Origin of the sequence: Sphingobacterium allocomposti (assembly GCF_008124885.1) — a bacterium.
In the GTDB taxonomy this organism is placed as follows: Bacteria; Bacteroidota; Bacteroidia; order Sphingobacteriales; family Sphingobacteriaceae; genus Sphingobacterium; species Sphingobacterium allocomposti.
Map to the genome: position 1 here is coordinate 81,676 of NZ_VNHX01000006.1, position 25,796 is coordinate 107,471.

The following is a 25,796-nucleotide window of genomic DNA, read 5'->3' on the forward strand; positions in this document are numbered from 1 at the left end:
GTTAGTCAAATCGTTCCGGCTCAAACGCGCGGATGTCTGTCGTTGTCTGTCTACCACTCAGCAGATCCGCAACTGCTTTTCCAAATGCAGGACCCAAGCTGAGGCCCATCATCCCACCACCTCCGGCAATAGTCACATTGGAGAGTTTACGGAGGCGGCCGAGATAGGGTAACCCGTCTGGAGGACAGGGACGGTAGCCGAACCAGACCTTATCCGGATAGGGCACGTGTATATCGGGGAAATATTTCGGTATAGATTCTACAATTCCCTGCACCCTGCTGTGGTAGACAGTGTCGTTGGCCGACCCCAATTCCATCGTTCCGCTGAAACGGATCTGCCCGTTCATCGGTGTCACCGCGACGCGGGCTTCGAGCAGCAGGGCAGCGTGCCGAAGCTGTTCATCTTGTGCTGGATTGTACATAAAAGAATAGCCCTTGCCCGGCATCAAAGGAGTCCTTGCGCCGAGTTTGGAGGTCAGCTGCGGCAGATAGGCGCCGGTGGCTACGACAATTTCGTCTCCTATAAAGCTGCCCTTGTTCGTAACGACTTCCTTAACGCTCCGGTTTGAGCGTAAGAAGCGGGCAATTGTTACCTGTTCGTGAAATTCGACACCCTTATCTTTTAGATAGGCAACAAGCTGCTGCATCAGTTTCGGGGGATATAGTTTGCCATCGCATTTGTAAAAGGCAGCGCCCCTCACATCCAGGCGCAGTGCGGGTTCAAGCGCCTGTACCTCGTCTCTGTCAAGCAACTCCACATCCAACTGCAGGTCGCGTGCGCGTTTAGCAAGCTCCGCTTCTTCATGTTCGACCTCTTTACGCTTATACAGCATCAGGATCCCGCTCTGCTCCAGTTCGAAATCGAACCCCGGCGTATTTGATAGCTCATCATACAATGTGCTGCTGTAAAGGTTTAGGTCGCGGATGGCCTCCGCATGGCGGTCGACATGCTGTCTGTTTGCATGGCGCAAAAACTTGATCCCCCAGTCGAATAGATTCCAACTCAAACCTGGCCGGACGTAAAACGGGCTTTTTTTATCAAACATCCATTTCACCCCCTGGGCCACTATACCTGGAGCCGCCAAAGGGGTAAAATGACTTGGAACAATCATCCCCGCGTTGCCATAAGAACAGTTGTCTGCCAACGTATTCTTTTCGAGAACAATGACCTTCCATCCGTCCTGTGTGAGGTAAAATGCAGAAGATAGCCCTGCTATCCCTGCCCCTATAATCAATACTGTACCTTTATGTGTTTTCAATGTGACTGATGTCTTGTCGTTCTATATTACCTGAAACCCCTCTTTATAGGGGTCGTTGTCATCGATAAAAATCGTGTTGTAACCGGTTATACGTGCCCAGCCCTCTACGGAGGGGATAATAGCAGGTTTGCCGGCCACTGTGGCGGTATCTTCAATTTTCCCTACAAATCGAGAGCCGATATAGCTTTCATGGACAAACGCCTCTCCCGGTCGGAGTTTTCCTTTGGCATACCACTGAGCCATGCGCGCAGAGGTGCCTGTACCGCAGGGAGAGCGGTCCAACGCGTTTTCGCCGACCAACACCGCATTGCGTCCCGATGAATCCGGCTGCGTTGGCTCTCCCGTCCACTGAATATGGGTTAAGCCGTAAATATTGGGATCTTCAGGGTGAACAAACTCGTACTTTTCGTTAAGTAACCGCCGGATGAGTTTGCCATAATGTATTAACTGGCTGGCCGAAAAAGAACGGATATCTTCGAAGTTTTCCTGCGGATCAATTATTCCGTAAAAATTGCCTCCGTAAGCGACGTCTACGTGTATTTCACCGAGGTCGGGGCAGTCTACGCAGAGATCCTCTTTATACAAAAAAGAGCGTACGTTCGTGAGCTTTACTGACTCTACTTTTGTACCGGTCTGTTTGTAGTCTATCAGCACCAATCCAGCAGGCGTCTCTAGCCGGAGTTTTCCGGGCACCTTCGGTACGACAAGCCCTTCTTCAATCGCTATCGTCACCGTACCTATTGTGCCGTGTCCGCACATGGGCAGACATCCGCTGGTTTCAATATAGAGTACGCCGATATCGTTCTGAGGATCAGCCGGCGGATAAAGCATACTCCCGCTCATCATGTCATGTCCACGGGGCTCGAACATCAGCCCTCTTCTTATCCAGTCGTATTCCTCCATAAAGTGCAGACGCTTTTCCATCATGGAACCACCCTTCAAGATCGGTGTTCCTCCTGCAACTAGCCGCACAGGACAACCACATGTGTGGGAATCTATACAAAAAAAGGTTTTTTTCATATGTAACTACTTCGTGGACGTGTAGCCTCACCTTGCATTTTGGGTGTTTCTAACAACAATATTTATATGCCGTTTACCGGAATCAGCGACCTGTCGCCCCCGCGGATCCATTTAGTTTACTGTATACACGTTGTCTACTATACGTCCTATTTTCAATGGGTTGCCCTCCTGCAGCTCTGCGGGAAGCAGTGCGTCAGGCCAGTTCTGAAAACTCAACGGGCGCAAAAATCTTTTTACGGCATCCGGCCCTACCGAAGTAAAGCGGCTATCTGTCGTCGCGGGAAACGGGCCGCCGTGATGCATGCCGTATACGACTTCTACTCCCGTGGGCATACCCTGAAACAGCAGACGCCCGCACTTCTCCTGCGCGGCCTGGAGCAGGGCCATATTTTGCTGTGCCTCTGCGGCAGTCGCCGCGAGCGTGATCGTCAGCTGGCCATCTAATGACCGCACCACGTCATAAAGCTCGTTCATGCTGTCGCATTCAATCAGCAAGCCTGTCGGTCCGAATACCTCGTGAGCTAATACTTCATTTTGCAGAAGGGCTCTCCCTGATGTGGCGTAGATGGCCGCCCCTGCAGTCGTTCCGTTACCAGGTGCTCCTTCTCCCAGCAGCGAGACGTGCTCCTGCGCGGCCAATGTTGTCTTGCCCTCCAGATAGGCTTTACAGATACCGGCATGAAGCATCGTCGCGTCGCCCACTTTTTGTATCTCCAGCCGCAAAGCCTCTTTTAGCGACGTTGTAGCCTCCCCTTTGACAACGATAAGGAGGCCCGGATTCGTACAGAATTGCCCTACGCCCAAGGTAAGCGATCCAACGTACTGAGCGGCCAGGACAGCGGCATGTTCCTGCAGGTAGACAGGAAGAGCTATTACGGGGTTCACGCTTCCCATCTCGGCAAATACCGGAATAGGTTCTGTACGCGACATACCGAGATCAAACAGCGCCTTTCCGCCGCGGAACGACCCTGTGAATGCTACCGCCTTAATAACAGGATGCACGACGAGTGCCTCTCCTACTGCATTTGTACTGCCCTGCAAATACCCAAATACCGTTTTAGGCGCACCGAATTTTGCTAAACCGCGCTGTATCGCGTCCGCCATCAGCCTGGAGGTCGCGGGATGTCCCGGATGCTCTTTATAGACAACAGGGCATCCTGCCGCAATGGCGCTCGCCGTGTCTCCGCCTGCCGTAGAGAAGGCAAACGGAAAATTGCTGGCTCCAAAAACGGCCACCGGCCCGATTCCTTTATTATACTTTCGGATGTCCGCCTTGGCAGCGCCGTCTCCCCTGTCGATGCGCGCCTCTGCATAAAGCCCCGTCTTTAGGGCGGCGGCGTATGAGCGCCATTGGTTTACTGTGCGCCCCTTCTCGCCTTGCAGCCTGGGCAGCGGCAGTGCCGTCTCCCGATGGGCAGTTTGCAACAGCGTATCATCCAGCGCCTCAATCTCATCTGCAACAGCATACATCAGGCCTGCCCGCTCCGTGGGTGTAAGCGACTGTAAATAGCTGTATCCCGCCAGCGAGTCTGAAATGACAGCATGGATTTGTTCATTAGACATTTCCATAGGTATATCCATTAAAGTTTAGGTCTGGATGCCAAGGCATCATCAATAATCTTATTTATCCGTTCTTTCTCCTCGCCTATCAGTTCCAAACGCGGAGCCCGGGTGTAGGGAGTACTTAGTCCTACTTTGCTCGCAGCGAGTTTAATATATTGGACAAGCTTGGGATGGATATCCAACTCTAAAAGCGGCATAAACCAACGGTATATTTCCACAGCCTTGGCAACTTCCCCCTTTTTGGCCAGATCGTAGATTGCAAACGTTTCTTTGGGAAAGCCGTCGACCAAACCGCCGACGACGCCGTCTGCACCGAGCAATAGCGATTCCAGAAAAATGGTATCTACACCGCCCAGAATTTTCAGTCTGTCACCAAACCGGTTCCGTAATCTCGTAATATTCGTCAGGTCTCTGGTCGATTCCTTCACAGCTTGAATTGTCGGTTCCTCCAACAGTTCCTCAAACATATCCAGGGAAATATAGGTAGCATAGTCGACCGGATTGTTATATACCAAAATGGGTAGTGCCGTGCTCTGTGCAACCGCACGGAAATAGGCGACAACCTCACGGTCGTCTCCCCGATAACGCATGGGCGGCAAAACCATCAGACCGTCTGCCCCAAGCTGCTCTGCTTTCTTAGCAAACGCTATTGCGTCATCGGTTGTGTTTTCTGTTAAATTCAACAGCACGGGCACACGGCCACGCACAGCTTTCAACGCGTATGTCAACAGTTCAAATTTCTCGTCCGTCGTCAGCACACTCGCTTCGCCCAACGACCCCGCAAAGATTAGCCCGTGTATTCCTGCTTCCAGCTGCGCTTCAATATTTATAGAAAGCATCTCGAAATTCAACGTCCCGTCTTCGTGAAAGGGTGTTAACATTGCAGGAAAGATTCCACTCCAGTTTAAATTAGCCATAAATAATAAATGTTTTCTTCAAAACTATGTGCTATGGAAGGGAATTGCTAATCGTCTTTTAATCAAAAGTGACCGTATTTTAGCAGCTATCGGGCGAAATCAAATGTTGTTTTTATAGCGGCTGTAATACTCCTTCGGTGAAAATCCGGTTATCGACCGAAATACACGATTAAAGTTCGTGATACTATTGAACCCCGAATTATAAGCTACGAGTCCCATACTTTCGTAACGCTGAGCCGTTATAAGTTTACAGGCTTCCTGTATCCGTAATTCGTTTAGGTATCCCACAAATGTCAAACCGGTATGCTTTTTAAAGTATCTGCAAAAAGCCTGTGGCGTAAGGTTTGCATGGTCGGCCGCTTCCTCTAACGTGATGGTCCTTCGGAAGTTCTCCTTGATATAGCGGCATACCTCGTGAATACGCAGGTAACCATCGTCATTGCCCGATACAGAAGCAATGGATAGAGGTTTCAATTCGTGGGCCACCAGGCTCAGCTCCTTTAACAGAAAGATGAAACTCACCAGCTGATCCATCATACTCGCCTTCTTCAGGAGTGCAATCCGCCTCTTGACCCGGCCGGTATAAGCATGTGGCACCTTGAATCCATTCGTATTATGTAAAATAAACTCCAGTATACCGCTCAGCTCGGGCATATGAAATAAGCTAGATAGTGAACCCTTAAGATGAAAGAAAATAGATACGCTTTCCACCTCCGTATCGTTCAGGGAGTTTGCATTCTTTTTAAAGACATGCGGTTGGTTAGGCCCTAGGAGAAAGATATCACCAGCCTGAAAGGGATGAAAGCTATCTGCAAGGAACAACGTACCTTCTCCCTTAACAATCCACATGAACTGGTACTCCTCGTGTTTGTGAAAATAAGGATAGAAATCCGTCAGCCTATCTTCTTGAACATAAACAGACTTATCTTTGGGAGCAGGAACATTAAATTGAATCATTTTCATAATAGAACATCTTAGATCGTTAGCACGCTTGTTTGCACTCCGTGATTAGTATGATTGAAAGTTACGATATTAACAGAATATTAACAATAGCCCCTTTACATTCTGGTGAAAATAAGGCAATATTTGGTTAATATTTAACAAAAGAATTCTTAAGATCTGCTTTACCTTTAACTCCTATATGGATAGAGGGGGTATTATAGAATAGAAAACGTGCGACGCCATAAAATTCTCCTCATTCCTGACGAAGTAACGGCACAATTTTGCCTCTATAAATAAAAATCGCACTTTTTTCAATACTGTCTTTTAAGAAAACGATGAGGAAAACATTCCTCATGTTAACGATTAAACAACATATGCATACGGATAACAAACATCTTTTTCTGCTCGTAATTCTGTGGGTTTGCACGGGTAGTAACCTGTCGGGTCAAAGCCGCTTTTGGGAAGAAATAAACAAACAACCGGCCACCCTTGGTGTGGAAAGAGGTACGCATGATTTCAAGTTATCAAAGCTCAACGTGAAGTTACTTCGGGCGTCCCAGACGGTTTCCTCCTTAAAGTTGAACGACGACGACGCGTTCGACTATACGCCGGATGAGCTCCTTCATCGACGCGACCGCAACGGGTTTTACCATCTTGGAGACATCAACCTCGCTATCCGCGCCGAGGGCGAGACATCGTGGACGTCCTTTTCATCCGCCAAAGAGCGACGCGCTGTAACTCCGCTAAAGACATCGGGAAAAGTTCTTGCCGCCGCCAATATAAGCGCTTCGCTCGGGGATATTCCGTTGCAGGTTGACCGCTTTTGGGAAGAAAGAGATGGCGATCTTTGTCTCCGCTTTGTCGTCCGGAACAATACCAAGCAGGTTTTCGAGATCGGAGCATTGGGCATTCCAATGATCTTCAACAATAATATGGACGGAAAAAGTCTGGACAGTGCACACGCGGACAACGTCTTCTTTGACCCTTATATCGGAAAGGACGCCGGTTACCTGCAGGTAAACCGGCTACATGGCCTGGGGCCGAGTCTTTTAGTACTGCCTGAAAACAATACGCCCTTTGAGGCATACAATCCGTTGAACACCGATCCGACGCCCCGCAGCATTACTTTTGAAGGCTTCCATGAATGGCTTGTCCATAGTAAGGCTTTTGCGGAGACGGACTGGAGAGGCGTCGAGCAATGGAATAGGCCTACCTCTACCACGTTGAAGCCCGGCGAGTCAAGAAGCTACGGACTGCGGTTTGTGCTCGCCCCTGGTGTCAAACAGGTCGAAGACGAGCTTATCCGCCGGAAACGGCCGGTCGCGATGGGTATCCCCGGCTATTTGGTACCACTGGACAATCCTGCAAAACTGTTCTTAAAATATCCTGAAAAGGTAAAACGATTGGAGGTATTCCCCGCCGGTTCTTTATCTATAGAGTCCCTTGGAAAAACCGCGGGAAAGTGGTCTACTTACCTGATCAAAGGAAACACGTGGGGACGTTCCCGACTGGAGATCACCTATGCCGATGGGCTCGTACAGACTATCTCTTATAAAGTCATCAAATCTGAGCGGGAAATAGTTAAAGACCTCGGGCACTTTCTCACAACGGCACAATGGTATGAAAATCCGGACGACCCCTTCGGTCGCTCTCCGTCGGTGATCACCTACGATTATGAGACCAAGAGCCATGTCACCCAACATAAAAATGCCTGGTTCGCCGGCCTGAGCGACGAGGCCGGCGCCGCCAGTTGGCTGGCAGCTATTATGAAACAGCTATTATTACCGGACACGCTGGAAATAGAAAAGTTAAAACGGTTTACGTCCGAAACCATGTTCGGACGTATCCAACATACAGCGGGGAAAAATAAATATGGCGTGGTGAAAAGTTTGTTTTATTATGAACCCGACTCGATGCCCGCGGGCACCTATAGCGATTCCATCAATTATAAGACGTGGGCAGCCTGGCCAAAGAAAGAGGCTGACAACGTGGGCAGATCTTATAATTACCCACACGTTGCGGCAGCGCATTGGGTATTATACCGGCTGGCGCGGAACTACACAGAACTTAGATTTGAAGAGTCGTGGCGGATCTATCTGGAACGCGCGTACGAGACAGCGGTGGCCATGGTCGAGAAGGCTCCCCATTACGCCCAATTTGGCCAGATGGAAGGAAGCGTATTTTTGTTCATTCTGACAGATCTGCGGAGAGAAGGGCTGGTGGCTGAAGCAGCAAGACTGGAAACCATCATGAAAAACAGGGCGCTGCATTGGAAGTCTCTCGCCTATCCTTTTGGCAGTGAGATGCCGTGGGATTCCACCGGTCAAGAGGAAGTATACCTGTGGTCCAGATATTTTGGATTCGATGAAAAGGCGCAGGTTACACTGAACGCGATTCTAGCTTACATGCCTACCGTACCGCACTGGGGATACAACGGAAGTGCGAGACGATATTGGGATTTCGTGTACGGTGGTAAACTGGCCCGTATCGAGCGGCAGCTTCACCATTACGGATCGGCTTTAAATGCGATACCGGTGCTGACCGAATACCGCGCTCATCCCGACGACCTTTACCTTTTACGCGTAGGACATGCAGGCATGATGGGTGCGCTTGCGAACGTGACACAAGATGGCTTCGCGCCCGGTGCTTTCCACTCCTATCCGTCTACCTTAGCCAACGATGGTATATCTGGCGACTACGGGAGCGGGTTTTACGGTTATGCTGTAAACTCGGGAACATACATTATCCGCCACCCGGAATTTGGTTGGCTGGCCTTCAGCGGGCGGGTGGACGAAAAAAACGCTAAAATCCATGTAGATATAACGACCGCATCAAAAGGGCGTATCTTCCTGGCTGAAGAAAAAGTATGGCTGACGGCGGACGCGGGAACAATGGAAACGCTGGTATACGATACAAACTCCAGGGAAATAGAAATCGCCATACAGCCCAGCCCGCTGTCCCCAAACCTATTCCTTCGTATCGAGGGGCCTTACACGATAACAGGCATAAAGAAAGATGAACTCGGCCGTTATGTGATACCCGGCAACGTGAACACGGTTAAACTGCACCCGGAGAAATCCTACTAGAATTGGTTATTGTTTGTTTAGTTTGAGTAGGGGTGCCTTCATCCAGAAGAGCACCCTTCTTTTTAAAAAAGGGGCATGCATCGCGGAACCGTACTGAGCTTGCCGAAGTGCCAGCACTATCCTTGGTGTGAAGCAGAGCGTCACTAAGGATAGTACGATAAAAAGGGAGACTGAGACTCCTGTTTATGAGATCCGTAGAGACTACTTCGCTACCGCTACTGACAGGATGGGGCTGTCATCCCACGCTTGTCCCTGTCATCCTAGGCTTCGACGAGCTCAGCCTCCACTGTCGGGGGATAGACAGGAGCTTCAACGAGCGTTAGCGGGGGTGTAATCCTCCCGTATTGTTTAAGATCGCTTCGTCGTCCCTCCTCGTGATGACGGAGACTCCTGTTTATGAGCCTTCCTTATAATCGAACTCTGGTTCGTACGAAAAAGGGACTCCTGTTAGAGGAAGTCCCTTTTCGTTATTTTAGAGCCAACTCGAAATAGCCCACTATTTGCTTCGTCTTTTTCAGTTGAATCTATGTCAAAGCGTTCTGCGCTGAAAATAAGAATCGAGCGCAGGTTACTAGTACACGCCTGTACGTTTATCCCACCACATCTGCGTTCCCCAAACGTAGTCCTTGACACCTGTCAATGCTTCATTTAAATTATCTACATTATACAGGTACTCGTTATTGGGATAAGGCAAACGGAAGGGCTGGTCATTGTGGGCGTCGCCGTAAACAGAATTAAGGGAAGGATAGTTGGTAGAGGGGATTCCCGTTCTACGATATAGGCTCCACGCCTCAAAGTTCTCCTTAAACAAGGCTACCCACATGTCCCACCAGATACGTTCCTTTGTGTTGTTCCACTTTCCCTTTCCGGCCAGATATGCGTCAGTGGCTTCAGCGTCAATCTGATTATCTTCCATCGACAGACGCACGGCTTTCTCATAGGCGTCCTCCGCAGTGATACCTACATTATAGCCTAACATCGCAGCTTCCGCAAGAATATAGAAGGTCTCGCAGGACTTATAGAAAGGCGTAAAGCCCACGGGATCGTTCATATACTTGTCTCCGATAAAAGAGATGCTCGTGAGCGGCGTTGGCGTTGATGCTGCTCCATTTTGATAACCCCGATATTGGCCATCGTTTGCTTTGTTAGCCACTTTGCCTATTCGAGGATCTTCCATTTCTAGTAAGTGATCGATAAAAATATCGGATATTCCAAAATTATCCACGCGTTTGTCTCCCGTATAGCCAGTGGTATACCAAGGCTCCCAATAGGGCGCCGCCCCGGGATAGGTCAAATAGCAATTTTCGGCATTCGTCTCTATGACAGGATATCTACTTGGGTTATTTGCGATCTCTTCAATTGTCGTTTTAGCCAAGTCGGGTGCGACGGCCGAAATACGCATCGCAAGTCGAAGGCGTAGGGAATTACAGAACTTCTGCCATTTTTCCATATCTCCCTCGTAAATAAAATCGCCTGTCCCTACTTCATCTGGCCCCGCGCCCTCGGCCAGTTCATCTGCTATATCTTTCAGGCTTTTCAATACCGCCGGATAAATCGCTTCTTGCTTATCGTACTTGGGCCGAACAATGCTCCCCGCTTCTTCAGCCCCTTTTAACGCTTCAGAAAATGGAACATCCCGCCAACCGTCCGTAAGGTAAGACCACATATAGTTTTGCCATATGCGTGCCACTATTCTGATGTTTTTGTTAGCTTCAGCAGTTTCCTCTGTCATCCTTAACAATTCGTCTAGCTGGGTGAGATTATAATAACAAGCGTACCAGCGGTTACCGTAGGTGTTATTTGTTGGAATAAGCCCGCTCATATAATCTAAATACTGAATCTTCACTATGTAACCAGCGAAAGTCCCATATCCATCTATATCTCCTCCAAATGATTCTCCGGTGTTTCGGATGACGTTAGCCAAAATATTTGTAGCTGGCACGTCCGAGAAGGCATCGGGGTCGGTATTTACGTCCTCAAAGGACTTGGTACAGCCCCCCAGTACAAAACTAGCGGTGGCAACAGACAGAGCTAGTATATATGTTTTTATTTTGTTCTTCATTGCTTTATTTCATTTTGCTTTAAAATGTTACTCCTAATTTTAGTCCAAAGCTTCTTGCTGTAGGCACAGATGCCTGTTCAAACCCGACACCACGGCTATCACTTGAGACACCACCGGTTTCAGGATCCAACCGCATCGTATTGGATTTATGCGTCCATAACAACGCCAGATTTGAACCGATCAAAGAAAAATTGACCCGGCTTACGCCTTTTAACCGTTGCAGGTATCTTGAAGGTACGTTATAAGTCAGATAAGCTTCCCGAAGTTTGAGAAACGAGCCGTCGAAAACATACATCTCTGATACGCCGCCCTGCTCATACCAAGTTTGGGCACTTGTCTCAATCGTATTCTCCACCCAATTGCCATCGGCATCCTGCATAGCAAAACGTTCGTCGGTCATGACGTCCCTTCCGGCAACGATAGCGCGCTCGCGTATACCGTTCTCTGCTGTAATTTCTGCAACACCGGCCACATAGCTATGGTTCATGGTTTGCGACCATATATCGCCCCCCACGCGGAGGTCGAGTAAAAACCCAAAGGAGAAGTCGTTATAGCGAAAATCGTTTCGCCAGCTCGCTAAGAAATCAGGCGTTACGTTACCAATATTTTGTGCTGCCTTATTAACAACCAGCCCCCTATTATTGACTTTTATTGCGCCAGCCATCGATCCTTCTTCCACACGATCATATCCACCTCCTACCAATGTTCCCCATCGCTCGCCCTTGCGAGCCTGATTTGCGATGCCCCAGGTCCACCCTACCTGATACGTGTTTAACTCTAATTGCGGATACAACTCGATAATCTTACTATTATCTTTTGCATAGTTTACAGTTGTTGACCAGTTGAATCCGCTTTCCTTTTTAAGAATGTCTCCTCTCAATTGCAGTTCTATACCTTTATTCTCTATTTCTCCCGCGTTCAGAAGCATTCGGTTAAAGCCCACGGTATTGGATGTTGCTACTTCAAGGATTTGGTCCCGGGTATTTTTATAATAATAAACGACATCCGCGTGTAATCTATCATTGAATAGGCCAATTTCTGTCCCGATTTCCCAGGTTCTAATACTTTCGGGCCTAAGATTCTCATTTGGATAGGTCATTGTTTTGTAAACTTGAGCTACCCCTTTAAAAGATTGAGGCTGAGGATAATAATATACCCTATTCCGATAAGCAGTGGTTCCAGCACCAATTTCGGCCCAGCCAGCACGCAACTTCCAAAAACTTAGTATATCGCTCTTTAAATTCTCAAACGTCGTTGTGGGAAGCCAGCTTAAGCTCGCTGAGGGGTAAAAAAAATCTTCTATGATAGTCGAACTCCAATCGTTTCGAGCGCTTACATCTAGATAAACCTGGTCTTTCCAACCTATAGATCCCGATGCATACACCGAATTTGAACGAATGTGGCTATGGTCCATTTCCGTGATAGCGTCCCCCGATTTATTGGCGATGGTATACACTCCCAAAACCGTTAATGCGTCGGCACCTAACATAGATCTGTCCCATTTTAAATTTCTATAGTTTGCGCCCGCAAGTAACATTAAATTAAAATCGCCCAGTTGTTTATTAAAGGTTGCAATCAAATCTAAATTGAGCTCCGCGTTATCGGTTTTTGCGTTTCTAAAACCGCCGAAGGGAAAGGCACTATTGAAGTAATTGCGCTCAAACGTCTTAGCATTATAATAGTCCAATCCGGCACGCCCCTCGATTTTTAAAAACTCGTAAGGCTGATAAAACAACGATGTTTTTCCGAAAAACCGATCCCTTTGGTAGCTGTTCGTATTCTCGTATATATTAAAATAAGGATTCACATGGTAATTAGTATTCCAGTTGTAATAGGTGTAATCCCCGCGATCATCTCGCTGATCCCAATTGTTCTTCAGTGCACCTAGGTTTACCTGCCGACCAAACCAGATAAAACCATTCATCGGATTATTACCATCATATCCTTGGTTAAGGATGTTATCGCTTTCGGTACGAGTATAACTTGTGCTAATGTCGTACGAAAATTTTTCCGATAACATCATGTTTGTATTAAGCTGCGCTCCGTACCTCTTTTGATCGGTATTGGGAACGGTCCCTACCTGATTTCGGAAAGAAAGCGATGCACGGGTGCTGGATCTTTCCGACTGGGCGGTCATGGAGATATTATGATTCATGGACTGCCCAAGCTGAAAAAAGTCACGCACGTTATTCGGGTGCGATATCCAGTCAGTCGCCTGCCGTTGTCCATTTACTATTGGACTGTCAAATTGTGACAGCTTCAATCCTACATCAAGCCGGGGTCCCCAGGATTCATCATAGCCGTCGTAAATTCCATTGCCGGTTCCGTCTAGATAAGAAAAAGCCTCCTCTTGGGCATATTGCTGATAAGAGCGACCCTCGCCGAATAGACCAAAATGATACTCATCACCGTTGTATCCCTGTCCGTACAGGTTTTGGTACTTTGGTAACGTCGATACCTGGTCAATCGTGTAGTTGCCGTCATACGCGAAGTTTATCCCTTTTTGCCCTTTTCTTCCTGACTTTGTGGTAATCAATATTACTCCGTTCCCTGCTCGCATTCCATACAGCGCTGCCGATCCGCCCTTGAGTACCGTTACACTTTCTATATCTTCAGGATTAATATCGTTGATTCCGGAGCCGTAGTCGACGCCGCTATACGTATTGTCGCCCGAGCGTTGCGTATCATTGGAAATTGGAATACCATCGACAACGATCAAGGGCTGCTGGTCAGCATTCACAGAAGAATTTCCTCGTAAAGAAATACGCGAGGAGGCTCCTACGGTCCCGCCGAATTGGTTTACCTGTACGCCAGCAACCTTGCCCGATAAAGATCCAGTCACGCTGAGCTGACCTGCTTTGGTTAACTCTTCGGCCTGCACCTCCTGAATTGTGTAGCCTAAGGATTTCTTCTCGCGGGATATTCCCATAGCAGTCACAACAACTTCATCCAAGCTCTCACTATCTGGGTTTAGGACAATCTCAAGGGTGGTCTCCGCAGAAAGGTTAACCTGCTTACGGTTATACCCTACCGCGGAAACGGTGAGTGGCCCGGCTTGTTGATAGGTGATGGAGAACTCGCCATTGGCTCCTGTTTGAGTCGCTGTTCCATCTTTAAGTGTCAGGGTTACGCCGACTATGGGCGCACCTTTCTCGTCTACTACCCGGCCTCTTAGCTGTGTTTGGGCAAACAGCGCCGCCGAGAAGAAAAGACCTGCTGCCAAAAAGGCAATTTTCTTTTTGTTCATGTAGTGGTGGTTTAGTTTAGTTGATCAATTTAATGTCTAATCTCGGAAGATTTTTGTCAGCCGTTTGCCCGCTTTTTAACCGGATTTCACCGTATATTGACAAAAAAAAGCAATCCGGCGTATTTAGGTGCAACAACAACCTGACGGGAATGAAAACGTAGATGTAGAGGGGTGTCGACAGCAGTGGCTAATACGATGGCGCATCTGTCCGGCCTACTTAAACAGGTAATAAGAGAAGTGGATTGTCAGCTATCTATTACAGTAACCCGAAGGCGGCGGCTAGCGTGTTTTTACGGGCTGCGATGCTTTTACTTCCAAAATATTCCTCAAGGCGCCGCCATATTCGAGCGGATTAAACCACCCCGCCGTGTCGAGCTCGCCTATGACAGCAACCACGGCGCCATCGTGCTGTAATAAAAAGTGGTGTAGATCGGCGTCCTGCTCGTCAAGATGCAACCAGACAGGTTTAAAGCTGGTATGATCATTTAATGGATAGATCGCGGCATCGTCGTATTCGTAGGCTAACTTGCCTCTCAACAGCACCGTTTTTCCATGCGGCGCATCTAAACTTTTATCGGCCTGCTCCAAGCGAACATGGGGGCGGCGGTGCTCCGGTTGTCCCTGCCGGTTCCAAGATGCTTTGAGGGCACCGGAACGATCTTCCTGACAGGCTATCATTATTACGCCCAGGACGGCAGCGCATCCTAGCTGGGCAATACGTTGTGAATGTTTGAAAGCCTTTGTCATAACGCACCTCCGATATAAGTGGTAAACTTCTACCAACAAAAATAACGCTCGCCTACAAACAGCGTATTAAATTAACTTTATCTAATTATTACGATGTCTCGTTGCGCCGCACAAACGCCGAATAGAGCTTTTTTAACGGCAGAAGTAGCACGACGACCGCCAAGCCGGCCAGTAAACCTATCAGAAACTCTTTAACAATGGAAGGCAACGAGGGAAACAAATGATGTAGATAGTCTATATTATGTACAAAAATACCTCCGGATACCAAGAGCAGCGCTATGGTGCCAATAACAGCCAGACACTTGATAATAATGGGCAGCGCGCGGACAAGCAAATGTCCAAAACTGGATACCAGCCCTCTGTCCTGAGATCGTTTGATAAGTTGGTAGCCCGCATCGTCCATCCGCACAATAAGCGCAACGATACCATAGACGCCAATAGTTGCAATCAGTGCAACCACAGATACCGTAACGATCTGTATTGTCAGACTTCGATCTAAAACGGTGCCCAGCGCGATAATGACAATTTCGACGGACAAAATAAAGTCTGTCGTCACCGCTGACTTTATCTTCGCCCGTTCTGCATCGGCGTTGTCCTGTTCTTTCTCCTTAATTACTTCCTGGCCGGTTTTCGGACGATGAAAAAAGTATTCGATGATTTTTTCTACGCCTTCATAAGCTAAATAGAAACCACCCAGCACCAAAATCACCTTTATGGCAGCAGGAAAGAAAGCATTCAGCAACAGGGCAATCGGCACGATAATAAGCTTATTGATCAACGACCCTTTTGTAATCGCCCATAAGACGGGCAGTTCTCTGGAAGCCAGAAAACCGGTCGCTTTCTCGGCATTAACGGCGAGATCATCTCCCAATATTCCGGCTGTCTTCCGCGTGGCAATCTTACTTGTCACCGCTACATCGTCCATTAAAGCTGCTATATCATCTAATACCGCAAAAATACCTGAGGCCATACACGTTGTTTTAAACTTATTGCCATAAAAATATAAATAAAAATGGATATTCGAATACCACGGGAGGCGGCGACTTTGACAGCCGTATGCTTCTCCGAGGCGCCGTCTTACAATATATAGTACGCATCGGGAGCCGGCGGAGCGGGCCTCTCAACCCGCTCGCCTAGCTGCTGCCGTAAGGCTACTTCGATGTTTTGGCTGATGCTCGTCATAGGCGTGTCCAACGGTCCGTTTTCAAAAGGATCCTGCATAAGGATGGCTGTTCGTTCTATAATGATAAAAATAGTCGGAATACCGGCCGTAAGTACAGCCTTTATAAGCGCATAATCGTCGTCCAGGCCGAAGGGCAGCAAAAGCGTGAAAAGGTAAATTAAAAAATGTATCAATGTACCATAGGAAACGGGGAACACGGTGTTTTTAATGCGTTCACACTTTCCCATTGAATCGCAAAGGCGGCTCAACGTCGAATCTATCTGCACCTGACGGAATTCGCTTATTTTTCCGCCTTCGGCGAGCTCCCGAAGATGTGTCCCATGCAGCCCCAGTAGCGCGTTTGGCACGTTGTAGTCCTGTATCTGGTGTTCGTGTATATACGCTGTTACCCGATCCGAAAATGCCGTTCCGCGCAGGGACTCACTGAGCGCGTAGTTCCATATGATCTGACGCTCGGCAAACCGGCGGATATCCGCCAAGCACGTTTCAGGAAGAAATTCCTTTAGTTGCCGAAGTAAAGTTCTTGAATCGTTTACTATAGCGCCCCATATAATCCGGGCTTCCCACCAGCGATCGTAAGACTGCCCGGTCCTAAACGCCAGCAACAGCGAGATGGCGGTTCCCACAATGGCAATAAGCCCCAACGGGATAACCAGCGATTCCAGGTAGTGTCCCTTTGCGATCAGACCTACCGCTATACTGAAAACAGTAATCGCAATTAAATCAGACTTTATCGTTTTGACAAAGTCCCATATCGAGATCTTACTTTTTAGGAGCATATAATTTTATCCATCAACGTAAATAAAAAATAGAAAAACGATCAAAATGTTTTAGACGCCCATCATTTTTTAAGAACGTTTCATGGATCATAGCCTGAGTAGCGGCTTTAACAATATTTTTAAGTTCGCCGACCGCACGGTACGCTTTTTCAACAACGCTCCGCCGGACATAAACGGGTGGGACTTTCGCAGCAACAGGCGAAAAATAAACTAATATTTTTTCAATTAAAAATGATATGATTAAAGGTCGAATAATCAAAAACAATGCTATTTAAAAGATATAAACGCCATTTCACAAGTTCAAAAGAAGAATTTAAACTCACTAAAAACACAATAAGTGATACACAATTGTGTTTCACCACCGCACACAGGACGAATAAAATCAAAACAGCAATCTGAAAATCAAAAACTTAAAACAGATTAAATGCAAAAATAAGTTTCAATCGTCAAGTTATTTTAATTTCACATATATTTGAGGTATAGACTTAAAACATGAAAAAATCAAAGATTCTCCTAGCAGCTGTTCGAGGAACATTGCTGCTATTTACCATGAACCGGTACGAATTCTTGGGACAAAAAAGCTAGCGGGGCCGGAAGCTTATAAATAGAACAGAAAAGATTACGAGACCCTCTTAGAAAAGGACTTCTATTCTTATTCCGGGATTGGATACCTTGCGCACCGCCGAGCAGGGAACCTGTTTCATAAACAAAAACATGAGGTTGCCGTCTCCCAGTTCCATGAAAAAAATTGTCAACAACGATGTATATGTAAAACCCATCCAAAATTAATTAGCTATGCTCAACCGTACTGTTTTTTCATTCATCGCCCTCCTCTTTTTCACTACACAGATTTCCGCACAGGAAGATTTAGCCATAGTAAAGGAAAAACCGCTGTATCGGGCTTACTATGAATATGCCCATATTAAAGATACAACAACGAAAAACGTGAAACTAGAAAAAATGGCTTTACTTTTCGGAGAGAAGCACGCCCTGTACTTCAGCTATGACAAGCTATTAGAGCACGTCGCTATAGACGACTACGTCAAGCAACAATTGGCACAGGGCGAAGAACACGTTAAAATTAAGGCTGCGAAAATTATCACGCCGGAAGAGATATTAACCGATTATGCCACGAACGACATTTTAATCAACACCTATCTGGCACGGCATTTCTATTACCCTAAAACAATCACGGCACCTCACTGGACAATTTCAACAGAGCAAAAACAGATTTTAGGCCTGAACTGCTATAAAGCCTCATTAAACTATTTAGGACGGACCTGGCAAGTTTGGTTCACTCCCGAAATAGCATTTCCTACCGGCCCATGGCTATTGAGAGGTCTACCCGGTCTGATCGTTTCGGCATCTGACGACAAAGGAGAAGTCCAATTTACACTACAGGCCCTTGAAGAGGCCGCGACAAACAACCCGGTTTTTGAAAGAATGGCCGAATACAAAGTGATCCAACTGACCAACGGGTTCCGGGCAACGAAGCTAGCCAGCGAAAAGGACTTACTTAAATTGAAACAAACTGCGAGAAAGGATATCCGAAGCTTTCAGATAACGCAAATTCATGCCATGCATGAACTCGGCGGAACATTAGACTACGGCGTATCCAACCCTTACTCCTGGTCGGCCGTCATATCAAATCCAATCGATTTAACGGCCGATCAAAACAGCAGATAACATCAGATGCCAAAAAAAGTACTAATCTGGCTGATCTCCATTTGCCAAATTTCATATACAATCGCACAATCGAACATAAACGGTCGTGTCGTAAATGAGGAAGGCATGGGCATCGCCAATGCGAACGTCTTCTTAAAAACAAAGGAAAAAATTATCGCCTTCGCATCTACAGGAGGAGACGGCCATTTCATTTTAAAATACGCCGAAAACCTACGTAACGCGAACGCTACCATAGAGATTAATCACGTATCTTATGTGCGACTACAGATTCCATTTCGTTTAGAAAGCGATTTAACCGTGACTTTACACCCAAAGCAAAATCTGCTAGAAGCAGTGCAGATCGGCAAGCCTCCCATTATGCGTCAAAACCGGGACACAATAATCTATCAAGTACAAAATTTTGCAGATTCGTCAGACAGAAGCATCGGCGAAGTGCTGCGGAAAATGCCAGGCTTTCATGTAGACGACAACGGGGCGATCTCTTATAACGGACAAACGATTTCAAAATTTTATATTGACGGGGACGATCTGTTGGGAAACAGGTATGGGATAGGTGCAAAAACCATCCCCCACGATCTGGTGACGACAGTCGAGGTCTATAAAAATCATCAGGAGATACGGGCATTAAAAGATAAACTAAATTCAAATGATGTAGCGATTAATCTAAGCATAAAGGAAACTGCAAAGGCAAAACTACTCGGCGAAGTCAAAGCAGGAGGCGGAATACCGGGGCAATATCACGTCCATCTGAGCAACATCTATCTGAATAAAGGATTCAAAATGTTAAATGACGTCAAAACGACAAGTCTTGAAGAAGATGTTGAGCTCGCAGTCAGGGATTTGGTTATAAGGAGCAAAGAAAATCAGTCCCTCCCTATTCTTAAAACCGGTATGACAGATGTGCCAAACGAGCCTACAGGCAATTTCAACCGAAACAACAGCACAGGGATATCTTCCAATCTGCTATTCAAAACAAAAGGTAACTGGAATTTAAAAGTCAACGGAGGAGCCTATTTAGATAGAAAGATCATGAATACGTTTGCGCTGCAAAAATATGTCTTGATCGACGACGAGGTAACAAACACCGAAAGCACAGATATTACTTTCAAACCACTTCAGACGGACTTTTCGGCCAACTTAACAAAGAACACGGAGGCTCTTTACCTAAGCAATGAGCTCTTCGCCTCGTTAAAAAACCACCGAACTTCAGACCAGTTATCGTCGAACTCATTTACAATACAAGAACAGTTACAACAGCGGTCTTTCAGCCTACGTAATAGCACCCAGTTTATCCCAAACACAAAAAACAAAAACGTCTGGAATTTTAGATGGCTCAATTCCTTTTCGGATTCGCCGGAAATCCAACACTATCTTTCAGATAGTACACTCAACGTATTAGAGATATTTGGCCTATTCGAGCAGGCCAGGCAAGCAGTGAGGAAACAAGAATTTTCATCCTCTCTTTTAGCAGACTTTACAGGATCAAGATGGCGGAACCTGTATCACACGTATGGGGTAGAGGGCGGCTTAAACGTCAGTAAACTTAACTCGAACTTACGATCAGTTGATGCCGCGGAAGGCTCCCTGGAAATACTAAACAACAGTCATTGGAACGAGATAAAGGGCAACTTCCATACGCAGTTACAATGGAACCGCAAGGCGATCCGGTTTAACGTTCGGGTTCCTGTCGGCATCCAGCACATCTACGTACGGGATGATACCGAAAAAAAAGCTGATACACGGTCGTACCTCCTTTTTACACCTGCGGCCAACCTCCGATACATCATCTCGAGAAAACAACATTTGAAATTGGAGTTTTCCAGAGAACAACTGTTCGGACGGATCGACGACATCTACTCAAACGTAATAATGTCTGATTTTCGCACATTAAGCCGCGGAATACCCGTCATTCCATATACCTTAAAACACGATTACCAGTTAGGCTATGGTTTAGATTTCGTCGAGAAGATGCTGTTCCTGAATATCCACTATAGCTACAGCACCGCAAGATTGAATCTTACCCATAAACTGGAAATTGAAGAGAATAATACCAGAAGTCTCTTTATCGAAGAGGATAACAAATTAGAAACGCGGGACCTGAAATTGTCGGCAAGTAAATTTTTAGGTTTTTTAAATGGAACCTCCTCTATACAGATCAGCCACAGGACGAATCATTCCGAGCGGATCATAAACGACGAAATGCTTCCTTTCAAGGTTAACAACATGAGCCTCTCACCTATCCTGCAGGGCAAGCTGGGAACCTTTTTGCACTGGAACTATACAGGTTCACTAAACTGGATGAAAGGAGAAACTGCTGAGGTTTTATCCGCTGACGAAAAAACACAGATACAACGTCACGCCGGCCAAGTGACCTTTCATATCAGAAACAATATATTTTGGTCGATTCAGGGAAACACCTTCAGGTTGAAAAACGATGTATCGAAAGTAAATTTAAATTTTTTAAATGCTTCTATCCGCGTCGTTTCCAAAAGGCCTGTTTCCATGGAATACGAGCTTGCATTAAATAATATTTTGGACGAACGTGAGAATAGCTCTATCATGATAGCTCCAAACATGACGTTTAACAGAAGTTACAGACTCAGGGGACGAACAGCAGTGGCAAGTGTACTTCTCCCCTTAAGCAGTTTTAAAAGAAGATAGAACGCCATAAACTGGCATTTTTGAACATGTTTAGCTTCGGGATAGTTTTTAACGAATATAGGGAACAAAAAGACTCCGCTTATTTGTCAGCGATTAAGCCCAAAACAAAATTCGCCTCGCTATCAATCCCGAAAACAAACTCTTATAAAACACTTAGGTAATTGATGAATAAAGCCAGCAAAATGAAATAAGGCCAGGCAACTCAAATCAGGGGAAGTTACTTAGTAAATTTTCTCGGGTAGTAGGCCACCGATAACAAGTAGTACCGCCGTAGCATATTTTGCCTTTCCTGGCTATTTGTATACAACGTGTTTTCAAAAAATAATCGTTGATTTTGATTGAAAATGTCACTTCCCGATAGGGTCAGTTCTAAATTATCCTGTTTAAGAAATCGTTTGGAGAGTTTTAAATTTACGATATTGAATGAGCTCGGCATGTCCCAAAAAGTAACGCTATTATGGGTGGCTTCTACCCCTGCCACCCATTTCTTCCCACATTTCACTAGCGCAGCTGCACCGATTTTATGAGAGCGGTTGGTAAGCGTGGTACGAGAAGCCTCGTGGGTTATCCTGTTCTGTAAAAATGCATACTTTATACTGGCCTCTACTATTTCATGAAAGCTGTAATATAGATCTGCATTAACGCGCAAACGGACGCTTTGGGTCGTGTTCATGAAAACACTTTGATCCGGCAACCTTAATCGGTTGGGTAATGAGGAATAATTGAGATTGCCGCTACTCCTAATTTGTAACTGATCGTTGTCAAATTTATAAGATTGGCTGGTTTCGTATCCGAAATCCAAAACATGACTTCGGTCAAAGTTATCCATATAGTAACTTGATTTTCCTGTGGAGTCAATAGAGGTGAAGAATCCCAGCGGGTCAATAATATCGGATAACTTTAGGTATAGGGAATAAACGAAGGCATTTGTCTTTAATCTTCTGTGTGTAAACGATAGATGAAGCTCACGGTTGTTACTTGGTTTAAGACTTCTGTTTCCCAAATTGACATCAAACACCAACGCACTATCGACAATAGGAACAAGATTTTCGATCTCCGGATAATTGAATTTTGAAAGCAAGTCAGCTTTAAAGGAGTTTTGGAACCGTCTATCTTTGTGGTGCGTGATGGAATAAGATATCTTAGGCAAAATACGGCTATAATTTAGTGACAAATTTTGAAAGGATCTGTTAGACGTGTTATTTAAAGAAAATATCTGATTACGTACGTCGATGGATAGCGTATTTCTCGTGCTAAACCTCCCCGAAAGCTGTTTCCTTCCACTGTACGTCCATACAATCCCCCCCTGTAAATCGACATAATCCTCCTTCCGATCGTACGAAAGATTATTATTATCTGCCAATAGGCCACCTCCGGAAATGTCGGCAACTATATTAGAAATTCTTCTATCTCCAAGGGTAAGATCGCCTACGAGTTCAATACTATTGTTGTAGATCTGCCGCCGTAAGATGCTTTTTAAAAGATTACCATATCGGCCAGCGAACCGATGTTCTATCGCACGATGCCGATAGTCTGATAAGCGATCAAAGTCTTGACGGAATGACTGACTAACAGCCGTAAAATCAAGAACGTTCCGACTGGATTCTGACTTATCAACAGTCTTAAGTCCGTAATCTATTTTCCAGTCTCCGGGGATCAAAAAGCTCCTATCCTGATCTTTGTCATGGCCTACCGAAAAGTTCAAGTCCAATAGTTTTCTATCTGTCTCAATATTTTTCCCTTGCCTCCGTGAACTAAGCAGACCAGATGCGGTGCTCATGACGGAATCAATTAAGTTTGTTTGGCTGTTATCTCTCTCTATTGCTATTTTTGCAGTTAAATCAATCGAGAAATTCCCGATTTTATTGAAATAGCTTCCATTGGTGAGATGTGCTTTTTGATTGGTTTCCGTTTGATCGGCGGATTTCCGTCGCTGATCTTCATCTTCGTTAATTGCCGTTATAGCATCAATATCTCTTCGTAGATCCAAATCCACTATGTTACGTAAGTAATCGATCTTGATTTTATTCATGTTCTGATTCGATAAATCGGACCTAAGAAAATGTTCCGCAAAAAAACCTGCTTTCCTGGATCGTATGTCACCCATTTTCGAAAAATCAGTTTCGTACTCGCTTTGCAGGTTACTGCCTTTAAAAGTGTTGTTCCTAATCAGAACCCCGATATCGTTGCTTTCCTTGTTGATGTTATTTGAGCCAATGATTCCCGAAAACTGATTGACAGCAGAAAATGCGTTTAGATTTGCCGTGAGGTCATGCCTATTCGTAAATCCGGCTCCGATACTTCCTTTTCCGAAGTATCCAATGGCGTTCGGCTCCTTCAAAACGAGATTCACTGCCGTTGTTGAGTCTATTGCATTTGCCATCAAGTTTTTTTTGTACACCTGAACTTTTTCGATAGCGTTTTTGGCAATGTTTTGCGTGGCTATTTTGCTGTGGCCGCCGAAGAAAGGCTTTCCGTTTACCAGGAGGGCATCTATTTCTCTGCCATTTACGGTGATCATCCCGTCTCCCCAAACAACTACGCCCGGTAACTTCTTTAACAAATCTTCAGCTACTGCATTTGGATCAAGGTGAAAAGCACTCGCATTGAACTCTAACGTATCGCCATTCATTCGAACAGGTGGCACAGCAGTGATCTCTATTTCCTCCAACATATTCGGCTGTATCTGCATATTTAATAGTCCCAACTTTAGCTTTTCACCATCACGTAGCGTAAAGCTACGTTGAAGCTGCGTGTAGCCTAGATAACTGACGACCAATTTTAAAGCCTGCTCAGCAGGGAGATCTGCTATCTTAAAAACACCTTCTCGATCTGTCAATGTATAACCCAATAGTTTATATTCCGATTCTGAATAAACCGAAACTGTCGCTGTTGGCAATACACGATTGAGGACTGTATCTTTGATTTGCCCTTCTACCAAGCCATTACGAAGCGTATTGACCTGAGCGGAAACGGAATACACGGCGATAAGCAGCAAGAAAATGACAGCAACTTTATTTATCATTTGTTTTGAATCTCGATCGGATTATAATGGGGTTGTCCGTAGATTTAACCATTTCAGTAATCTTGAACAGACGAGTTGGTGATTTACCCGAAAGATCGATCTCCTTTTTCAGCTGTAACAATGCCCCTGCCGGCATAGTGGTATATATACTGTTTTCGTCAATTGCTCTTAACGATTGCTGTGATTGGGCATGTAGTATCGGAAGATAGAACGATGTGCTGTCGCCAACAATTCTGTTTAAAGAGAAAATATTCCTGGAGGATAGATCGTATACGAGATCATTATTGTATGTCAGGTATACAGAATTGGTGTTAAAAAAGAGCAAATTTTGATGCCGATAGAATGGATTTAAGCCTCTGAACCTATAATAGTCCTGATCACTTTTCGGGTTAAATATATAATCCTTGCGCTTGTTAAAAAAGATACTGTCGTTATCAAAATCTTTAGGAAGCGAGTATTTCTCCGGAAATATGAATTTATATGTTCTACTTATTCCAGTTTCATCAATTTCAAATGCAGTATAGCGATAAGGTAAGGAGTAAATGGTGGTCCCGTTCCCCTGATCGTTAAACATGTCGTAGTACTGATTATAATCCATAATTCCGAATGTTGCATCGTAAGGAAAAAGGGAGCCCACGCGTTTTAGCGAATTGTCAACTAAAAATACATCATGTTTAATGCCCTGTAATCTGGCAGGTTGTGATGGCCTGGGAGAACTTAATGCGAATCCTCCATTATTAAAGCTAAAAAGCGCAGTAAATTCACCTTCGAGTTTTTTCGAACGCAACAATTTACCATTGAGATCGTAGTAACTGATTTTGTTGTCTCCATCTAATACGGCAATCTCTTTGTTTTTTCGGTCGATTGTAAAATCTTTTTGCAGCTTCAGCTTTTTTATAAATTTTCCGTCGCTTGAAAAAATTAGAAGAGCAAGTGTTTCGTTATCTCCTATTATAAGCCGATTATCAATTACCTTTAGCTGATAAACTCTTCCGAACACACTCTCTTTTGTGGTTTCCAAGGGAATGATATCAACGTGGTCAAAAAAATCTGAGACTGTAGCGCCCAGCGCATTATCGGGATCAATCCGTATTGTTTCGTTAGCGGTTTGAGATCGAAGAATAATAAAGAAAAAGCTATAAAGTAGTATTAATAGGAATCTTCTATTTCTGATCATGTCGTAGTCGTTTTAAGTATGATTTAATCAATCGCTTATTATTGTTCCTCTGAAAACAAGCAGTTCTTGCCTATCATTCTCCCCATGCAAATCGAGTGTCGCCGAGGCCTGAAAGACTCCAGGTATCCGGGCATTGTATTCTAGTGATATCACACTCGTGTCTCCCGGATTAATACTTTTATTGGAAACGTGATATGTAGTACAATGGCAATCCGGATGTACCGCCCGGATTTCTATTGGAGTTTCGCCTAAATTTTTTAGCAAAAACTCAGCATTCACTGGGACATTTTGCTTATGTTCTCCCACTGTAATAAGCCTTTTAGATAAGCTGTATTCCATTACTTTAGGATTCTTTTTGTTAAACGACTTTTTAACAAAACCATAAATTATTATCCCTAAGCTTATTGCTATAATGAGATATAAAAAGTATTTCATAGAATAAA

17 protein-coding genes are annotated in these 25,796 nt (G+C 45.5%); 4 read left to right on the top strand and 13 right to left on the bottom strand.

What is annotated here, in order from left to right; all coding sequences use genetic code 11:
• Nucleotide 1: 1 nt before the first annotated feature.
• From BC792_RS06360 to BC792_RS06380, 5 genes are all read right to left on the bottom strand, one after another.
• Complete coding sequence (locus BC792_RS06360; RefSeq protein ID WP_148908150.1) at nucleotides 2-1,258, bottom strand: NAD(P)/FAD-dependent oxidoreductase; 1,257 nt, start codon at nucleotides 1,256-1,258, stop codon at nucleotides 2-4.
• A gap of 21 nt (nucleotides 1,259-1,279) precedes the next feature.
• Nucleotides 1,280-2,278 (bottom strand): 4-hydroxyproline epimerase, encoded by a 999-nt coding sequence (locus BC792_RS06365; RefSeq protein WP_148908151.1) that lies wholly within the window; start codon nucleotides 2,276-2,278, stop codon nucleotides 1,280-1,282.
• A 111-nt stretch (nucleotides 2,279-2,389) separates the two neighbouring features.
• Entirely contained in the window at nucleotides 2,390-3,847 is a 1,458-nt protein-coding gene (locus BC792_RS06370) for an aldehyde dehydrogenase (NADP(+)) (protein WP_148908152.1), read from the bottom strand.
• A gap of 11 nt (nucleotides 3,848-3,858) precedes the next feature.
• Nucleotides 3,859-4,758, bottom strand: coding sequence for a dihydrodipicolinate synthase family protein (locus BC792_RS06375; protein ID WP_148908153.1), 900 nt, complete (start codon nucleotides 4,756-4,758; stop codon nucleotides 3,859-3,861).
• A 99-nt stretch (nucleotides 4,759-4,857) separates the two neighbouring features.
• Nucleotides 4,858-5,721, bottom strand: coding sequence for an AraC family transcriptional regulator (locus BC792_RS06380; protein ID WP_148908154.1), 864 nt, complete (start codon nucleotides 5,719-5,721; stop codon nucleotides 4,858-4,860).
• A 332-nt stretch (nucleotides 5,722-6,053) separates the two neighbouring features.
• On the opposite strand from BC792_RS06380, the gene BC792_RS06385 reads away from it, so the two are divergent.
• Both BC792_RS06385 and BC792_RS18315 read left to right on the top strand, forming a co-directional pair.
• Nucleotides 6,054-8,786 (top strand): DUF5695 domain-containing protein, encoded by a 2,733-nt coding sequence (locus BC792_RS06385; RefSeq protein ID WP_148908155.1) that lies wholly within the window; start codon nucleotides 6,054-6,056, stop codon nucleotides 8,784-8,786.
• A 185-nt stretch (nucleotides 8,787-8,971) separates the two neighbouring features.
• Nucleotides 8,972-9,109 (top strand): hypothetical protein, encoded by a 138-nt coding sequence (locus tag BC792_RS18315; RefSeq protein WP_170249980.1) that lies wholly within the window; start codon nucleotides 8,972-8,974, stop codon nucleotides 9,107-9,109.
• A 248-nt stretch (nucleotides 9,110-9,357) separates the two neighbouring features.
• Here BC792_RS18315 and BC792_RS06390 read toward each other — a convergent pair whose 3' ends face one another.
• The 5 genes from BC792_RS06390 to BC792_RS06410 form a co-directional block, all read right to left on the bottom strand.
• Nucleotides 9,358-10,848 (bottom strand): SusD/RagB family nutrient-binding outer membrane lipoprotein, encoded by a 1,491-nt coding sequence (locus tag BC792_RS06390; RefSeq protein ID WP_148908156.1) that lies wholly within the window; start codon nucleotides 10,846-10,848, stop codon nucleotides 9,358-9,360.
• A gap of 19 nt (nucleotides 10,849-10,867) precedes the next feature.
• Nucleotides 10,868-14,095 carry a SusC/RagA family TonB-linked outer membrane protein gene (locus BC792_RS06395; RefSeq protein ID WP_148908157.1) on the bottom strand — a complete coding sequence of 1,076 codons (3,228 nt, stop codon included), beginning with the start codon at nucleotides 14,093-14,095 and terminating at the stop codon, nucleotides 10,868-10,870.
• A 279-nt stretch (nucleotides 14,096-14,374) separates the two neighbouring features.
• On the bottom strand, nucleotides 14,375-14,842 hold the full coding sequence (locus tag BC792_RS06400) for a hypothetical protein (RefSeq protein WP_148908158.1): 468 nt from the start codon (nucleotides 14,840-14,842) through the stop codon (nucleotides 14,375-14,377).
• 88 nt (nucleotides 14,843-14,930) lie between these two features.
• Nucleotides 14,931-15,812, bottom strand: a complete 882-nt coding sequence (locus BC792_RS06405; RefSeq protein WP_148908159.1) for a DUF808 domain-containing protein — start codon at nucleotides 15,810-15,812, stop codon at nucleotides 14,931-14,933.
• Between the two features lie 107 nt (nucleotides 15,813-15,919).
• Nucleotides 15,920-16,804, bottom strand: coding sequence for a bestrophin family protein (locus tag BC792_RS06410; protein WP_148908160.1), 885 nt, complete (start codon nucleotides 16,802-16,804; stop codon nucleotides 15,920-15,922).
• Between the two features lie 795 nt (nucleotides 16,805-17,599).
• Between BC792_RS06410 and BC792_RS06415 the strand changes: the two genes are divergently transcribed.
• Complete coding sequence (locus BC792_RS06415) at nucleotides 17,600-18,490, top strand: GLPGLI family protein (protein WP_148908161.1); 891 nt, start codon at nucleotides 17,600-17,602, stop codon at nucleotides 18,488-18,490.
• A 6-nt stretch (nucleotides 18,491-18,496) separates the two neighbouring features.
• Nucleotides 18,497-21,151, top strand: coding sequence for a hypothetical protein (locus tag BC792_RS06420; protein ID WP_148908162.1), 2,655 nt, complete (start codon nucleotides 18,497-18,499; stop codon nucleotides 21,149-21,151).
• 217 nt (nucleotides 21,152-21,368) lie between these two features.
• On the opposite strand, the gene BC792_RS06425 is transcribed toward BC792_RS06420, so the two are convergent.
• From BC792_RS06425 to BC792_RS06435, 3 genes are read right to left on the bottom strand one after another with little or no spacing between them, the layout of a single operon-like run.
• Nucleotides 21,369-24,176, bottom strand: coding sequence for a carboxypeptidase regulatory-like domain-containing protein (locus tag BC792_RS06425; RefSeq protein ID WP_148908163.1), 2,808 nt, complete (start codon nucleotides 24,174-24,176; stop codon nucleotides 21,369-21,371).
• Complete coding sequence (locus tag BC792_RS06430; RefSeq protein WP_148908164.1) at nucleotides 24,166-25,353, bottom strand: 6-bladed beta-propeller; 1,188 nt, start codon at nucleotides 25,351-25,353, stop codon at nucleotides 24,166-24,168. Before BC792_RS06430 ends, BC792_RS06425 begins: the two co-directional genes overlap by 11 nt.
• 27 nt (nucleotides 25,354-25,380) lie before the next feature.
• Complete coding sequence (locus tag BC792_RS06435; RefSeq protein WP_148908165.1) at nucleotides 25,381-25,788, bottom strand: DUF1573 domain-containing protein; 408 nt, start codon at nucleotides 25,786-25,788, stop codon at nucleotides 25,381-25,383.
• Nucleotides 25,789-25,796: the final 8 nt, after the last annotated feature.